Genomic DNA, 14486 nt, shown 5'->3' on the forward strand with positions numbered 1-14486 from the left:
TTTTAACAAACAAAAAAGGTGTCCATTATGGCAGCAATCATCAATCAACAAATCCCAGAATTCTCAACCCAAGCCTTTGTTAATGGCGAATTTAAAACCATCACTTCTGAAGATGTTAAAGGCAGCTGGGCAATTTTCCTATTCTACCCACACGACTTTACTTTTGTTTGCCCAACCGAGCTTGAAGACATGGCAGCTCATTATGACGAGCTAAAAGCCCTAGGCGTAGAAGTGTATGCAGTTTCAACAGATACTCATTTTGTTCACAAAGCATGGCATGACGCATCACCAGCGATTAGCAAAGTAAAATACCCAATGCTTGGCGATGGTACTGGCAAAATCACTCGTGGCTTTAATGTAATGATCGAAGAAGACAACGCTGCATTGCGTGGTACTTTCTTGGTAGATCCAGATGGCTTCATCAAAGTTGCTGAAATCCACGACTTGGGCATTGGTCGCTCTGCCAAAGACATGGTTCGCAAGGTGAAAGCTGCTCAATATGTGCGTGAAAATGATGGCGAAGTTTGCCCAGCAGCATGGGAACAAGGTCAAGAAACGCTAAAACCAAGCCTAGATTTGGTTGGTAAAATCTAAGCCAAACTACCTCCTTAAACCAAAAAACCAAGCTCTGATGGGCTTGGTTTTTTATGTTGCTTGACAAACAGCTTAAGAAGTGCTAATTATTTGCCAATATTTATTGGCTTTGGGGCTTGATATCCTGTTTGTTATTTGGGGGATTGTCAAAGTCGCCGTAGGTTAGGCTTTCGGCAAGCTCTTTGCTTAGATTGTGCATACTCATCATCCACAAAGGCAACTCCGTCTTTGGCGAGGCATTTTTTGATACTGTTGCTTTGATTGAAGGTAATGTCGGGATTGTAATCGATGTAATGCCCATTGGTGCCAATGGTATCGCCCATCTTAGATTCAAACACTTGTGGCAAATCATCGGCATCTTTTAGTGTTAGAATCTTGTCCTTTCATTTCATAATACGCCACTTTCTGGCAGTTTTGGGAAGGAGGCGGTGTATTTCTTATTTTTTGCAGAAGATAAATACAACCCTCGCCCCAAAAATGCACCATATACCACAGCTATCGACTGCCCATGTGATAAGGATTGGCATCATATGGCAGTAGTTTGGTTGCTTGTTCGTCCACCAAAGGGGTGTCGTTTTTGGCAATATAAGCAGGGGTTAAGACTGATGGCGGTGTACTGACACAGCCTGCCAATCAGGTAACCAAAAGAGCAAGTGCGATAGTTCTCATATTAGCCTTCTAAATTTAATCGAAATCCTGATTGTACAATGTTGATGGCGTAACACCATCGGTTATGTTTGTTGTACCAGCTGCGGCACCCACACCTCACCTGTCATCAGACGGCGAGCGGAGCGACTCATTGTTACCTTATGAACCAGCCATTTGCCATCAACCAATTTGGATTGACCGCCCACCAACAGCGTCCCTGATGGATGACCAAAACAAACCGTTGTCAGTGCCTGACCGCCTGCTGCTTCATTCACCACTGTTCCGACAATCGTCGCTGCTGTAGCAATGGCAACCGATGCCGTCCCCATCATCGCATGATGTAGCTGCCCCATGCTCATGGCACGAACGAGCAAATCAATCTTGCTTGCCTTGATTGTCTTGCCACTTGAGGCGATATAGTCGGTTGGGCTGGCAACCCAAGCGATTTTTGGGGTATGCTGGCGAGCTTTGGCCTCGGCAATATCGGCAATCAGCCCCATTTTGACAGCACCAAAGCTACGGATTTTTTCAAGTTTTGCCAAAATTTCGCCATTGCCATTGATGTCCTTTTGGCTTTCTGTACCTGTAAAACCAAGCTCATGAGCGTGTAAAAATATCGTGGGAATGCCTGCGTTAATCATCGTAACGCTAAAGTCGCCCACATCAGGCACGCTTAATTTGTCCTTTAAATTACCCGTTGGGAACATTTCGCCCGTATCGTCCACAGGGTCAATAAATTCAATTTTAATTTCTGAGGCGGCAAAGGTTACGCCATCAAGCTCAAAATCACCTGTTTCTTGCACTTGACCATCAACCATCGGTACATGGGCGATGATGGTTTTGCCAATATTTTGCTGCCAAATTTTGACCGTGCAAATGCCATTTTGGGGGATTTTGTCTTTATTAATCAGCCCATTAAAAATCGCAAAACTGCCCACTGCTGCGGTAAGATTGCCACAGTTGCCTGACCAATCAATCATCGCCTTGTCAATCGCCACCTGCCCAAACAGGTAATTGACATCGTGTATGCCGTCTGTACAAGGCGAGATGATGACGACTTTGGAGGTGCTTGATGAACCGCCTCCCAGTCCGTCAATTTGCTTGCCGTAAGGGTCCGGACTGCCAATGATACGCAAAAGCAGCTCATCTCGTGCCTGCCCTGCCACTTGGCAAGGCTCTGGCAAATCCGCCAAATTAAAAAATATGCCTTTTGATGTACCACCACGCATATAAGTGGCTGGGATTGGGGTTTGCATTTTAAGTTCCTTTTCATTTACTTACAACAGATTTGAAAAATTCATCATATTGTGTATTACCAATACTAATAATGAATAGATTCTCAATAGAACGAGTTATTCCTGTATATATAATTTCAGGAATATCATCTTGATGGACAATAATAAATACATTTTTTAGCTCTAAGCCTTTAAAGCTATGAATGGTAGAAAATTTAACCAATCCAGAATTTATATGAAAATGGTCTTTTTTAATTTTTCTTAGTTTTTCAATTTTGGATTTTCTACTATTTTTCTTTAATTGCTCATTAGGAATTTTTTCTATTGATATTTCAATATCCTTAATATCTGAAAATGTTTCAAATGCTGTTGTTGTTTTCTCATAATTGGAAAACTTATTTTCTATTTGTTGCAAAGTTAAAATCTTTGATGATAGGATGCAAGTATCATTTTGAACCAACTTATTATCTCTGATAATGGCTCTAATGCACTCACAAGCATCATTTATGGAACTAATATTCTGATGAATAATAATCTCGTGTCCTATGTCAAAGCTACCTTGTATGAGTTCTTTGTATTCATAGTTCTCTTCTTCTTTGTATTCAAGTAGAAACTCATCTTTAAACTTTGAAAAAACATCAATCAACTTTTAGCAAGAACGATAAGATTTATTTAACGCTTGCCATTCTCCAAAACCGTGAACCAATGAACTTTCTCTTTTCTTTATATCTCTTTTATAAATATTTTGAGTTTGGTCTCCAAAAATAATCATTTCACCATTTTCTGATAAAAACTATCTCGGACAATCTTTATCCAATCTGCTTCATAATCTTGAATTTCATCAACTAAAATCACATCATATCTTTCTTCATTATTTAAAAATATATTCTGTTTAAATTGATTTTCATTTATTGAGCCGTCAGCATTCATAACTTGAATACCTATATTCAAGTTATTGGCTTGTGCGATATAGAAACGATGATAATTGGTAATTTCAAATATATCTCTATCTATTTCGTCAAATTTTTCTTTATTAACTCGTCTTAAAACACTATACAATCTATATCTTAAATATGGTTTTAGACTATTATTATAGGTTAAAATTAAAATATTGTCTGTGTTAGTTCTCTGAATAGCATTAACCGCTCTATTAACTAACACTTCTGTTTTTCCACAACCAGCAACCCCTTTTATCTTTTGTAATCCTGCATTGCTTTGAGCAAGTTTTTCCTGCTTCTTATCTAAATGGATAATTTTTCCTTGCTCTAAAATAAATAAAGAAGGCGATAATCTACGCTTAAATTCATCATATATATCATCAGTAAATAAAGGGTGTTTTTTTCTGCCTTTAATTCGCTCAACCATTCTGTCAATATTTTTTTGAAATATTGCCAAATTTTTATCTCTTTGTTGTTTTTTTCTAAAATATTCAATTTTATCCATAGGGAAGTTTACAGAAATTCCTTTTTGATTATCAGAAACATATCTATTAAATATTCTATTGTTTTCTTCGTAGAAACTATCAAAAACTTCCTTATTGGTGCAGTGCAAATAAACAAAAACATCAATAACATTAAAAAAATTAGGGTTGATAACATTTTTAATTCCTAATAATGGAATATGTATATCATAAAAATTCTTTTTGTAATTAAACGCTTGTGAAAATGGGGATTTAATTGGTTTATAACCAACATTTGAATTAAAAAACCATTTATTAAATAAATCAATTTTGTAATTTTGATGATTTATTTCCCAATCTTTCACCTCAATAACAAAAACACCAACACTTTTCTTTAAAATAACAAAATCTGGTCTATCTCCGTCCAAAAAGGGATTAAAGAATATTTCATAAGAATTATCCAAATTATATTTTAGATAATTTAACAAAAACCATTCACCTGTGGTAGGTTGCACAGTCCAATTTTTAATATTCTCGATACTTGGATACACAATAGCCATTTTACAATCCTTAGTAAATACTAACTGACAGACAGCACAACGCTATCTGTCAATTATACTACATTTTTGCACCCATTAGCTTAGGAATCTCCCCGCAAACTCCCTTAGCACGCCTCCTGCCTTATAAGTCTTAATATCGCTATCACTGTCTAGGCGACATAAGACAGGCACGGTTTGGACATTGCCATTTTTGCGTTCAATAATTAAATCCAAAGTACAGCGAGCCGAGATCTCCCCTTGTACCGAATAAATTTCTGTACCGTCCAAATTCAGCGTTTTACGATTTTCACCGTTCATAAATTGCAGTGGCAACACGCCCATACCAATTAAGTTAGTGCGGTGAATTCGTTCAAACCCTTCGGCGACAATCACCTCCACGCCAGCCAGTCGCACGCCTTTTGCTGCCCAGTCTCGGCTTGACCCTTGTCCATAATCCGCCCCTGCAATGATGATTAACGGCTGACCACGCTGCATATAAGTTTCAATCGCCTCCCACATTCGCACGACCGTCCCATCAGGCTCGATGCGAGCCAGCGAGCCTTGTTTTACCGAACCATCATCATTTAATACCATTTCATTAAACAATTTAGGATTGGCAAGCGTGGCTCGTTGAGCGGTCAAATGGTCGCCTCGATGGGTGGCATAGCTGTTAAAATCTGCCTCAGGCACGCCCATTGAGAGCAGATATTCACCTGCCGCCGAGTTTGCCAAAATTGCATTCGATGGTGATAAATGATCGGTTGTGATATTATCAGGCAAAATGGCAAGTGGTCGTAAGTTTTTTAGCTCACAGGGCTTTGCCAACGCTCCTTCCCAATAAGGCGGACGGCGGATATAAGTGGACTTTTCACGCCAATCATACAGTGGGCTTTTGGCGGTTTGTGATTTGTCCAAATCAAACATTGGAATATAAATTTCACGAAATTGGGAAGGCTTGACGCATTTTGCGACAATCTCATCAATTTCATCATCAGAGGGGTAAATGTCTTTTAGATAAATTGCACGACCATCTTGTGCATACCCTAACGCATCATTTTCAATATCAAAACGAATCGTGCCTGCAATCGCATAGGCAACCACAAGTGGCGGACTTGCCAAAAATGCTTGCTTGGCATGGGGGTGGATGCGTCCATCAAAGTTGCGATTGCCAGATAGTACGGCAGTGGTGTATAAATCACGACTGATGATTTCTTGTTCAATTTCTGGTCGCAAGGCACCGCTCATGCCATTACAAGTGGTGCAGGCAAAGCCAACGATGCCAAAGCCCAATTTCTCCAGTTCATGTAGCAGCCCTGCCTCTGCTAAATATAATTGGGCAACCTTAGACCCAGGGGCAAAGGACGATTTGACCCATGGTTTGCGAGTCAAGCCAAGTGCGTTTGCTTTTTTTGCCAAAAGTCCAGCAGCTACGGTATTTCTTGGGTTTGAGGTATTGGTACAGCTGGTTATCGCTGCGATAATCACCGCTCCGTCAGGCATCAAGCCGTCTGTGCGATTTTCTACAATGCCTGCAATGCCTTTGGATTTAAGATCGCTCGTTGCCACTCGTGCGTGCGGATTGCTTGGGCCTGCGATGTTGCGAGTTACCTTTGATAAGTCAAATTCTAAAACGCGTGGATAATGGGCATTTGTCATTTTATCCGCCCATAGTCCAATGGTTTTGGCATAAGTTTCCACCAATTTTACTTGGCTTGGCTCTCGCCCTGTTAGGGTCAAATAGCCCAGTGTGTTTTGGTCAATATAAAACAGCCCTGCACTTGCCCCATATTCAGGGGTCATATTGGCAATGGTTGCTCTGTCGCCCACCGACAGCGAGTTTGCTCCTTCGCCAAAAAATTCCAAATATGCCCCGACCACTCGCTCATTGCGTAAAAATTCGGTCAAAGCCAGTACAATATCGGTCGCACTAATGCCAGCTTGCCGCTTGCCGAGCAAATGCACGCCCACGATGTCAGGCGTACGCATCATTGATGGCATTCCTAGCATGACACATTCGGCTTCAAGTCCACCCACACCCACCGAAATCACACCGAGTGCATCAGTGTGTGGCGTGTGGCTGTCCGTGCCAACACAGGTATCAGGGAATGCCACGCCATCACGCACCTGCACCACAGGCGACATTTTTTCTAGATTGATTTGATGCATAATGCCGTTGCCTGCTGTGATGACTTCGACATTTTTAAAGGCGGTTTTTGTCCAGTTAATAAAGTCAAAACGATCATCGTTTCGGCGATCTTCGATGGCACGGTTTTTGGCAAAGGCATCAGAATCATCGCCGCCATGCTCCACTGCCAAAGAATGATCGACAATCAGCTGTGTCGGTACGACAGGATTGACAAGGCTGGGGTCGCCGCCTTGCTTGGCAATCGCATCACGCAGTCCTGCCAAATCCACCAATGCCGTCTGACCCAAAATATCATGGCATACCACACGAACAGGATGCCACGGAAAGTCCAGTTCTTTTTTGTTGTCAATGAGTTGTGTCAAGTATTCACCGAGTTGCGGGTCATTGTGCTTGTTGCGAATCAATTGCTCGGCAAGCACTTTGGCGGTGTAGGGCAAGCGTTCATAGGCATTGGGGCGAATGTCATTAATCGCCTGCTCTGCATCAAAATAATGCAGATTGGTGCTTGGTAGGGGTTTTTGATGGTGTTTCATTGCTAAGTTTCCTTTCTTTGGCTGTGAAAAATTTTGGGTTGTGAATATGGGTTTATTGAAAAATGGGGCGTAGGTTAGGTTGAGCCTGCGAAACCCAACAAATTTAATATCGTATTTAAAATGTTGGGTTACGCTATTGCTAACTCAACCTACGACGATTTGCCATAATTGCAAACAAAATTAAAGTGTGCATTGATGGCGGGTTCTTTGCCAATGTCTTGCCATACTGCTTTTTTGGTTTGATGCTGGTAAATAACTAAATTGTTTTTATCGTAAAATTTTACTTGTAAAGGGGCAATTTTTTTAGTTTTGCAATTAACTTTAATGGTTACAATTTGAGAATGGTATTGCCGATACTCATCAAATTGTTGTGGGCTATTGTAATCCCTTTTTAAATTATAAATTACTTGATTTGAATTGCTCTTTTTAATATTGTCTGTATCAATATAAATTGCTTTTTCATCTGGATATTCCGCTGGTAATTGCATCCAATTTTGAGAAAAGGCAAAATTAGGGAATAAGAATAAAATTAAGACAATTTTTTTGTGAAATTTCATAAAAATACCTCATTAAAAAATCTTAAAAACAAGGCACATTTTCCCAATTAAAAATATGCCTTGTGTATGTTGATTACCGCTCATCCATCGGCACAAATGGCAAATTTTCAGGGCCTGTGTAATTGGCACTGGGGCGGATAATTTTACCGTCCGCTCGTTGTTCCAAGATATGAGCCGACCAGCCCGTGGTGCGAGCGATGACAAACAGTGGCGTAAACATGGCTGTTGGTACGCCAAGTTTTTGGTAGGAAACGGCAGAGAACCAGTCAAGGTTTGGGAACATTTTTTTCTCATGCCACATGAGGGTCTCTAGGCGTTCGGCAACATCAAACAACAACATATCGCCACTTTCTTGCGACAGCTTGCGAGCCACTTCTTTGATAATCGCATTGCGTGGGTCACTAATGGTATAAACAGGATGACCAAAGCCGATGATGATTTCCTTGCGTGCGATACGCTCACGGATATCCGCTTCGGCTTCATCGGCACTGCGATAGCGTTTTTGGATATCATAAGCCACTTCGTTGGCACCGCCATGCTTTGGACCTTTTAAGGCACCAATCGCTCCAGCAATGCACGAATAAATATCCGAGCCTGTGCCTGCGATGACGCGAGCAGTAAAGGTAGAGGCATTAAATTCATGTTCAGCATACAAAATTAGCGAGATGTGCATGGCACGCACTTGCTCTTTGGTGGGGGCTTTGCCGTATAATAGGTGCAAAAAATGTCCGCCGATGCTGTCTTCGTTATTTTCTAAATCAATCACTTTGCCATGCTGAGTGTATTGATACCAATACAGCAAAATAGAACCCAAGCAGGCAAGTAAGCGATCGGCAATATCGCGAGCTTCCGAAGCTGGTTGGCTTTCACGCTCAGGCAAAGTACAGCCCAATGCCGAGACACCTGTACGCATCACATCCATGGGGTGCGTGTGAGCAGGCAGATTTTCTAATACATGGCGGACACGCATGGGCAAGGTGCGATAGCTCTTGAGCTTTTGTTTGTAGGCTTTTAATTCAAAAAAGTCTGGCAAATGCCCATGAATGAGCAAATGTGCCACTTCCTCAAATTCGCACTTATCCGCCAAATCCAAAATATCATAACCGCGATACGATAAATCATTACCACTGCGACCGACCGTACAAAGAGCAGTATTGCCAGCTGGCACGCCTGACAGGGCGACGCTCTTTTTTGCTTTGAAGGTGGTTTGATTGTCTTGATTTGTCATAATCTACTCCTTGTTTGACAAAGTTGGCTAAAATTTTGCAATTTTAGCAGTTGGGTTAGCTGAATAATCCTTGTATGCCAACATGACCGATTTTAAAGGCAAGCAATAGCAACACGCCATAAGTCAGTGCCTTAAAGGTGCTAATGCTTAGTTTGTTGCGTAAATAAATGCCAACAAACAAAAAACCAATGGCAATGATAATAAGCATCAGCATCATCAACCAGTCTTGACGGTCAAAGGCGATGAATTGATTTTTTAGCAAAACAAGCTGTACCAATTTGCCAAGCAGATAGCATAAATTGCTGGCTTTGGCGATTTCATTTTTATCTTTACTATAACTTAATAAAAACATTAATAAAATTGGCGACATGGCATTGGTTGCTCCACCAACCACGCCTGCCATCAAGCCAAAAATTGCCATGCTAAGCGTTGTTGTCGGCACACGCAATTCGGGCAGTTTGCCTTGTAGGCTTAATAAGCCTTGTGCGGCATAATACAGCGTAACCGCCGCCATTATCAGATACAAAAGCGTGCTGGGCAGCGATATCAGTAGCCCCACGCCGATGATACTGCCAATGATGCTTGTGATGGCAAGTACACGATAAGTATAACAATAATGCCAAATCTCACTTGCTATCCATCGATTGCGGTTGGCGATAATGACAAACAGGCTCATCACAAGGCTGGGCAGGGCAACCATTGCCACCGCCTGTGATAACGGCATCACAAAAGCCAATGCCGTTGTGCCAATCATGGGAAAGCCCATACCAGTAATGCCGTGCAAGATGGCAGCGATGGCAAAGGCAATGGACTGTAGCAATTCTTGCATGGATTTTCCTTATTGACTGCTGGGCTTGGCTAGGTTTTGGATTTATTAAATGTTTTATCCAAATACTCTTCAAACTGATGATAATTAATGCGTTCATACAGCTCGGCACGAGTTTGCATTATATCCACGACATTTTTTTGTGTGCCGTCCGTACGAATGGCGTGGTATACATTTTCGGCGGCTTTGTTCATCGCACGAAATGCCGACAGCGGATACAGGGCAATGCTAACTTCGGCAGAGGCAAGCTCGGTGGTATCAAACAAAGGCGTTGCCCCAAATTCGGTGATATTTGCCAAAATTGGCACGCCTGTGGCTTCGGCAAATTCACGATACATATTAAGTTCGGTAATCGCCTCAGGAAACAGCATATCTGCCCCAGCCTCAACATAAGCACAAGCACGATCAATCGCCGCCTGCAACCCTTCTGATGCCAATGCGTCAGTGCGAGCCATCACCACAAAGTCATCACTGTCTCTGGCATCAACGGCAGCTTTGATTCTGTCAATCATTTCGGCGGTGGAAACGATGGCTTTGTTGGGACGATGACCGCAGCGTTTGGCACCAATTTGATCCTCAATATGCATGGCAGCGGCACCGAATTTGCTCAATGATTTGGTTGTGCGAGCGATGTTGAATGCTGATGAACCAAAGCCTGTATCGGCATCAACAAGCAGTGGCAAATCACAGACATCGGTAATCCGCCGCACATCCGTAAGTACATCATCAAGCGTGCTGATGCCCAAATCAGGCAGTCCAAGTGAGCCTGCCGCCACGCCACCGCCAGACAGATAAATCGCCTTGAAGCCTGCTCGTTTGGCAAGTAGGGCGTGATTGGCGTTGATTGTGCCGACCACTTGTAGGGGTTTTTCGGCAGCGATGGCTTGGCGAAATTTTAATCCTGCATTCATAAGCACTCCTGTTGATTGGTTTGGTTGTGATGTTGGGTTGATTGTTTGGCAAAATGCTCTCGGATATTTTGATAAGATGCCATGATATGCCGCTGCATGAGCATCTGTGCCAACTGACCGTCACCACAGGCGATGGCAGACAGGATTTGTCGATGCTCTTCTAGGGCTTGCTTTGGTCTGCCTTGTGTTCTGGCAAAGCGAATTCTGTGCATTTTTATCAGATGATACAGCTCATCGCACAGGAGTTTGGCAAGTAGCGTATTGCCGCTGTTTTTGATAATGCAGTAATGAAAATCATCGTCCAAAGACTGCGGATAATAGTCGGTATTTTGTTGTAAGTTTTCATCATTGGCGTGCAGCCGAAGGATATCATGCAGCTCGTCAATGACCGCTGGATCTTGTTTTTCGGCGGTAAGTTTGCAAGCCAGCGATTCTAGATTGGCACGGATTTGATACAGTTCATTCAGCTCTGCCAGCGAAAGACAAACCACCCGTGTGCCGACATGGGCGGTGCGTTCAAGTAGTTTTTGGGCTTCTAGACGATGGATTGCCTCACGCAAGGGGCCGCGACTGATGCCATAAGTTTTGGCAAGGTCGGTTTCAATGATTTTACTACCTGCGGCAATCTCACCACGCACGATGGCACTTTGGATTTGTTGATAGGCGTGTTCAGCTCGGGTGATTAGCCGTTGATTATCTTGGCAATCATTGTCATTATAATCGTCAGACATGAAGTTTTTTGCGGACATAAATTGGCTCAATATTTATTCATTGTTGTCAATTTATCATAAAAATAGGTAAAATAAAAGATATTTTTGCTTATTTTTCGAACATTGTAAACAATTTACCGCATGGTCGGTGTTTGGATCTTGGTGTGATTTTGGCTATATTGCATTTATAAATGCCCACAAAAAAGCCAACACGCAGAGATGTTGGCTTTTTTATAAACTGGTTTATTTTTCTAGACTTTCTAGATAGGCACGCAGCTCGTCTTTTAGGTGAAGTTTTTTGTGCTTCATTTCGTCAATTTCGGCTTTGCGACTGACAGAGGCAACTGGGTCTTTTTCTAGATTGTCGATTTGTGTGTCTAATTCATTATGCTCGTCAAACAGTTTTAAAAAGTGCAAATCGCCTTCGGCTTTTAGCTTGCTCATCAATTCTCTGTATTCTGGTAGCATGAGGTTCTCCTTGGGTTGGGCTGAAAAATCAGCATGGTTTATGTGCTTATATTAGCAAGAATATCGCCAATTATCAAGCCAAACCATGCTTGTTGTCAATCGGGCGGCTGGGCGGGGTGAGATTGTGGCTGTTTATGGTTTTGTGAATGTGATGACGGTGTTTAAAAATCTAAAATTTGGTTTGTGCGGTAACTGGGCTATAATAGGCACAACTGACAACAAGGCTGCAAAGCGATTGTCAATGATGATTTTTGTTAAAATAACAAGGTGAGCAAATGTTAGATCAAAATTTATTAGATGCTGTCAAATCTTATAGCGAAAATATGACCCGCCCTGTAGAGCTGGTTATTGGTCAGGGTGAGCATGATAAGCGTGGCGAGCTGGTGGATTTTTTGCAAAAAATCGCCCAAACCAGCGACAAAATCAACTTTGATGCAACCCAAACCGATGCAACACTGTCGCCGATGAGCTTTAAAATCACAACCAATGGGCGTGATACAGGCATTGTGTTTAGTGGTGTGCCGGGGGGTCATGAGTTCACCTCGTTTGTGCTGGCAGTGCTACAATCAGGTGGCCATACGATAAAACTTGATGAAGGTATCCAAAGCCTGATTAAGCGTATCCAAGCACCGCTACAGTTCCAAACCTTTGTGTCGTTGTCTTGCCACAACTGCCCTGATGTGGTGCAGGCATTAAACCAGTTTGCATTGCTTAATGATAATATTAACAGCGAGATGATTGATGGCGGGGTATTTCCTGAATTGGTTGCCGAAAAAGGCTTGCAGGGTGTGCCTGCGGTATTTTTAAATGGTAAGCCATTTGCCAATGGCAAAATTGACACCGCCAAATTGATTGAAAAGCTACAAGAGCAATACCCTGATTTGTTATCAGCTGCCGATGAACCAATGCTTGATACCCAAGATGTTACCGTCATTGGGGGCGGGCCTGCAGGGGCGGCAGCGGCGATTTATACCGCTCGCAAGGGCTTGGCAGTGGCGATGGTTGCCGATCGTATCGGCGGTCAGGTAAAAGACACGCAAGATATTGAGAATCTTATCTCAACACCGCTGACCAATGGCAATCAGCTGGCAGCCAATCTTGCCACGCACATTAAAGAGTATAACATTACAGTTAAAGAGCATGTCAGCGTTTCTGCCATTGAGCCTGTTGAGGGTGGTTATAAAGTTTTGCTAAACACAGGTGCAAGCTGGATATCACGCACTATTATTTTGGCAACAGGTGCCAAATGGCGAAAACTTGGCGTCAAGGGCGAGGATGAAAATATCGGTAATGGCGTGGCATATTGCCCACATTGTGATGGTCCGTTCTTTAAGGGCAAAGATGTTGCTGTCATCGGTGGCGGTAATTCTGGCGTAGAAGCGGCACTGGACTTGGCAGGTATCGTAAACCATGTAACAGTGTTGGAGTTTGGCGATACTTTGCGTGCCGATCAGGTGCTGGTGGATAAGGCGACAAGCCGTGAGAATATCACCATCATCAAATCAGCAGCCACCAGCGAAATCACCACAGATGGCAGCAAGGTCAATGGTCTGATTTATCAGGACAGAACCTCTGGTGAAAACAAAACTTTGCCACTGTCGGCGGTATTTGTACAAATTGGTCTGGTGCCAAATTCAGAGCTTGCCAAAGGCTTGGTGGCAACCACAGCACATGGCGAGATTGAGATTGATACCAAATGTCGCACCAGCCGTGAGGGGATTTTTGCTTGTGGTGATGTAACCACTGTGCCATATAAGCAGATTAATATCGCCATGGGCGAAGGCTCAAAAGCAGGTCTGGCTGCCTTTGAATATCTGATGATGAATGGTTAAAACACATTCAAGAGATAGAACAAAAAGCACGCTGTTAGGCAGGGTGCTTTTTTAATTTGTTAAATATAAAGGCTTATTTTATGCAGTTTTTTGGTGCCAATGATGGGCTTATAGATTTTCACGAAGCAAATCTACATCATCAACTAAAAAATTACACAAAAAATATCTCTCACTGCTTTCATTAGTGAAATAGAAAGTTGTGGCACTGTATGCACCTAGATGATAAACTGTTTGCAAAAGCCAGATGGGTAATTTATTTTCCATTTCAATCTGATATAGTTTGGAATCTTTTTTAGTATATTCATCAAGCCACTGATTGTCGCCACAGGGGTCTTCATTGATAAGTTTGATATTTAGACGCTTATCTTTTAATTTGCGAATATCAGGCTGACCTGTCACAATGCTTGTATTGATGGCAAAAAAAGATGGTTTATCACCAATGCCTGTGTAACCAATGCTGAACTCTGCTGGCGAACGACCAATGCCATCGCTTATTGCAACATTGTCAATGGCAACATTACGAGCATACATTTTGGTAAAATATCCACTGCTGACAAATGCCGAAATGCCAGCACCTGTTTGCCATTGTACTTGTCGATTGTTTCGTAGATTGTGATAACTTGGAGAAATTCCGTTGCTGCTGATTGCAAAAGGGGCGAGAAAATCATACATAGGGATAGCAAAGGCTGGCAATGAGAATGCTAATGCCAAACTGGCACATATTATTTTTTTCATAATTCACCTGTGGTTTATTTGCCTTATGAATTCAATTGACGATTTGCAGAATTATTATAAATGATTGACTTACAATAAAGCAAATGGCAAAATCTTATCCCTAGTTACTTGAATCAATCATCTGC

The 14486-nt window shown here is 42.3% G+C and carries 15 protein-coding genes; 2 read left to right on the forward strand and 13 right to left on the reverse strand.

All coding sequences use genetic code 11. The annotated features are described in order from the left end of the window. The first annotated feature begins 27 nt into the window (after positions 1-27). A complete protein-coding gene (ahpC, locus tag EL162_RS04135; protein WP_076554748.1) occupies positions 28-594 on the forward strand; it encodes an alkyl hydroperoxide reductase subunit C in 567 nt (188 codons plus the stop codon). Positions 595-694: 100 nt separating this feature from the next. Here the strand turns inward: ahpC and EL162_RS04140 are convergent, their stop codons facing one another. The 12 genes from EL162_RS04140 to EL162_RS04190 form a co-directional block, all read right to left on the reverse strand. Continuing rightward, a complete protein-coding gene (locus EL162_RS04140) occupies positions 695-895 on the reverse strand; it encodes a hypothetical protein (RefSeq protein ID WP_126330288.1) in 201 nt (66 codons plus the stop codon). Between the two features lie 194 nt (positions 896-1089). Continuing rightward, complete coding sequence (locus tag EL162_RS09965; protein ID WP_170161412.1) at positions 1090-1227, reverse strand: hypothetical protein; 138 nt, start codon at positions 1225-1227, stop codon at positions 1090-1092. A 98-nt stretch (positions 1228-1325) separates the two neighbouring features. Continuing rightward, entirely contained in the window at positions 1326-2498 is a 1173-nt protein-coding gene (gene prpF / locus EL162_RS04145) for a 2-methylaconitate cis-trans isomerase PrpF (protein ID WP_126330290.1), read from the reverse strand. A gap of 13 nt (positions 2499-2511) precedes the next feature. After that, entirely contained in the window at positions 2512-3123 is a 612-nt protein-coding gene (locus EL162_RS04150) for a DEAD/DEAH box helicase (RefSeq protein ID WP_126330292.1), read from the reverse strand. A gap of 122 nt (positions 3124-3245) precedes the next feature. Continuing rightward, positions 3246-4436, reverse strand: a complete 1191-nt coding sequence (locus EL162_RS04155) for a nuclease-related domain-containing DEAD/DEAH box helicase (RefSeq protein WP_126330294.1) — start codon at positions 4434-4436, stop codon at positions 3246-3248. A gap of 75 nt (positions 4437-4511) precedes the next feature. Beyond that, positions 4512-7094: a Fe/S-dependent 2-methylisocitrate dehydratase AcnD gene (acnD, locus tag EL162_RS04160; RefSeq protein WP_126330296.1), complete on the reverse strand. Its 2583-nt coding sequence runs from the start codon at positions 7092-7094 to the stop codon at positions 4512-4514. Between the two features lie 149 nt (positions 7095-7243). Beyond that, entirely contained in the window at positions 7244-7651 is a 408-nt protein-coding gene (locus tag EL162_RS04165; RefSeq protein WP_126330298.1) for a surface-adhesin E family protein, read from the reverse strand. Positions 7652-7724: 73 nt separating this feature from the next. Next, complete coding sequence (gene prpC / locus EL162_RS04170) at positions 7725-8879, reverse strand: bifunctional 2-methylcitrate synthase/citrate synthase (protein ID WP_126330300.1); 1155 nt, start codon at positions 8877-8879, stop codon at positions 7725-7727. 55 nt (positions 8880-8934) lie between these two features. Then, positions 8935-9708 (reverse strand): sulfite exporter TauE/SafE family protein, encoded by a 774-nt coding sequence (locus tag EL162_RS04175; protein ID WP_126330302.1) that lies wholly within the window; start codon positions 9706-9708, stop codon positions 8935-8937. Positions 9709-9737: 29 nt separating this feature from the next. After that, positions 9738-10616, reverse strand: a complete 879-nt coding sequence (prpB, locus tag EL162_RS04180) for a methylisocitrate lyase (protein ID WP_126330304.1) — start codon at positions 10614-10616, stop codon at positions 9738-9740. Beyond that, on the reverse strand, positions 10613-11347 hold the full coding sequence (locus EL162_RS04185) for a GntR family transcriptional regulator (RefSeq protein ID WP_126331661.1): 735 nt from the start codon (positions 11345-11347) through the stop codon (positions 10613-10615). The genes prpB and EL162_RS04185 overlap by 4 nt, the downstream gene beginning before the upstream one ends. Before the next feature lie 222 nt (positions 11348-11569). Beyond that, positions 11570-11794, reverse strand: a complete 225-nt coding sequence (locus tag EL162_RS04190) for an HP1242/YdcH family protein (RefSeq protein ID WP_076554737.1) — start codon at positions 11792-11794, stop codon at positions 11570-11572. Between the two features lie 275 nt (positions 11795-12069). Here EL162_RS04190 and ahpF point away from each other — a divergent pair, with 275 nt between their 5' ends. Then, on the forward strand, positions 12070-13626 hold the full coding sequence (gene ahpF, locus EL162_RS04195) for an alkyl hydroperoxide reductase subunit F (protein ID WP_126330306.1): 1557 nt from the start codon (positions 12070-12072) through the stop codon (positions 13624-13626). 108 nt (positions 13627-13734) lie between these two features. Here the strand turns inward: ahpF and EL162_RS04200 are convergent, their stop codons facing one another. Further along, positions 13735-14361 carry a hypothetical protein gene (locus tag EL162_RS04200; protein WP_126330308.1) on the reverse strand — a complete coding sequence of 209 codons (627 nt, stop codon included), beginning with the start codon at positions 14359-14361 and terminating at the stop codon, positions 13735-13737. Positions 14362-14486: the final 125 nt, after the last annotated feature.

The sequence above is a fragment of the Moraxella cuniculi genome (assembly GCF_900637105.1).
In the GTDB taxonomy this organism is placed as follows: domain Bacteria; phylum Pseudomonadota; class Gammaproteobacteria; order Pseudomonadales; family Moraxellaceae; genus Moraxella; species Moraxella cuniculi.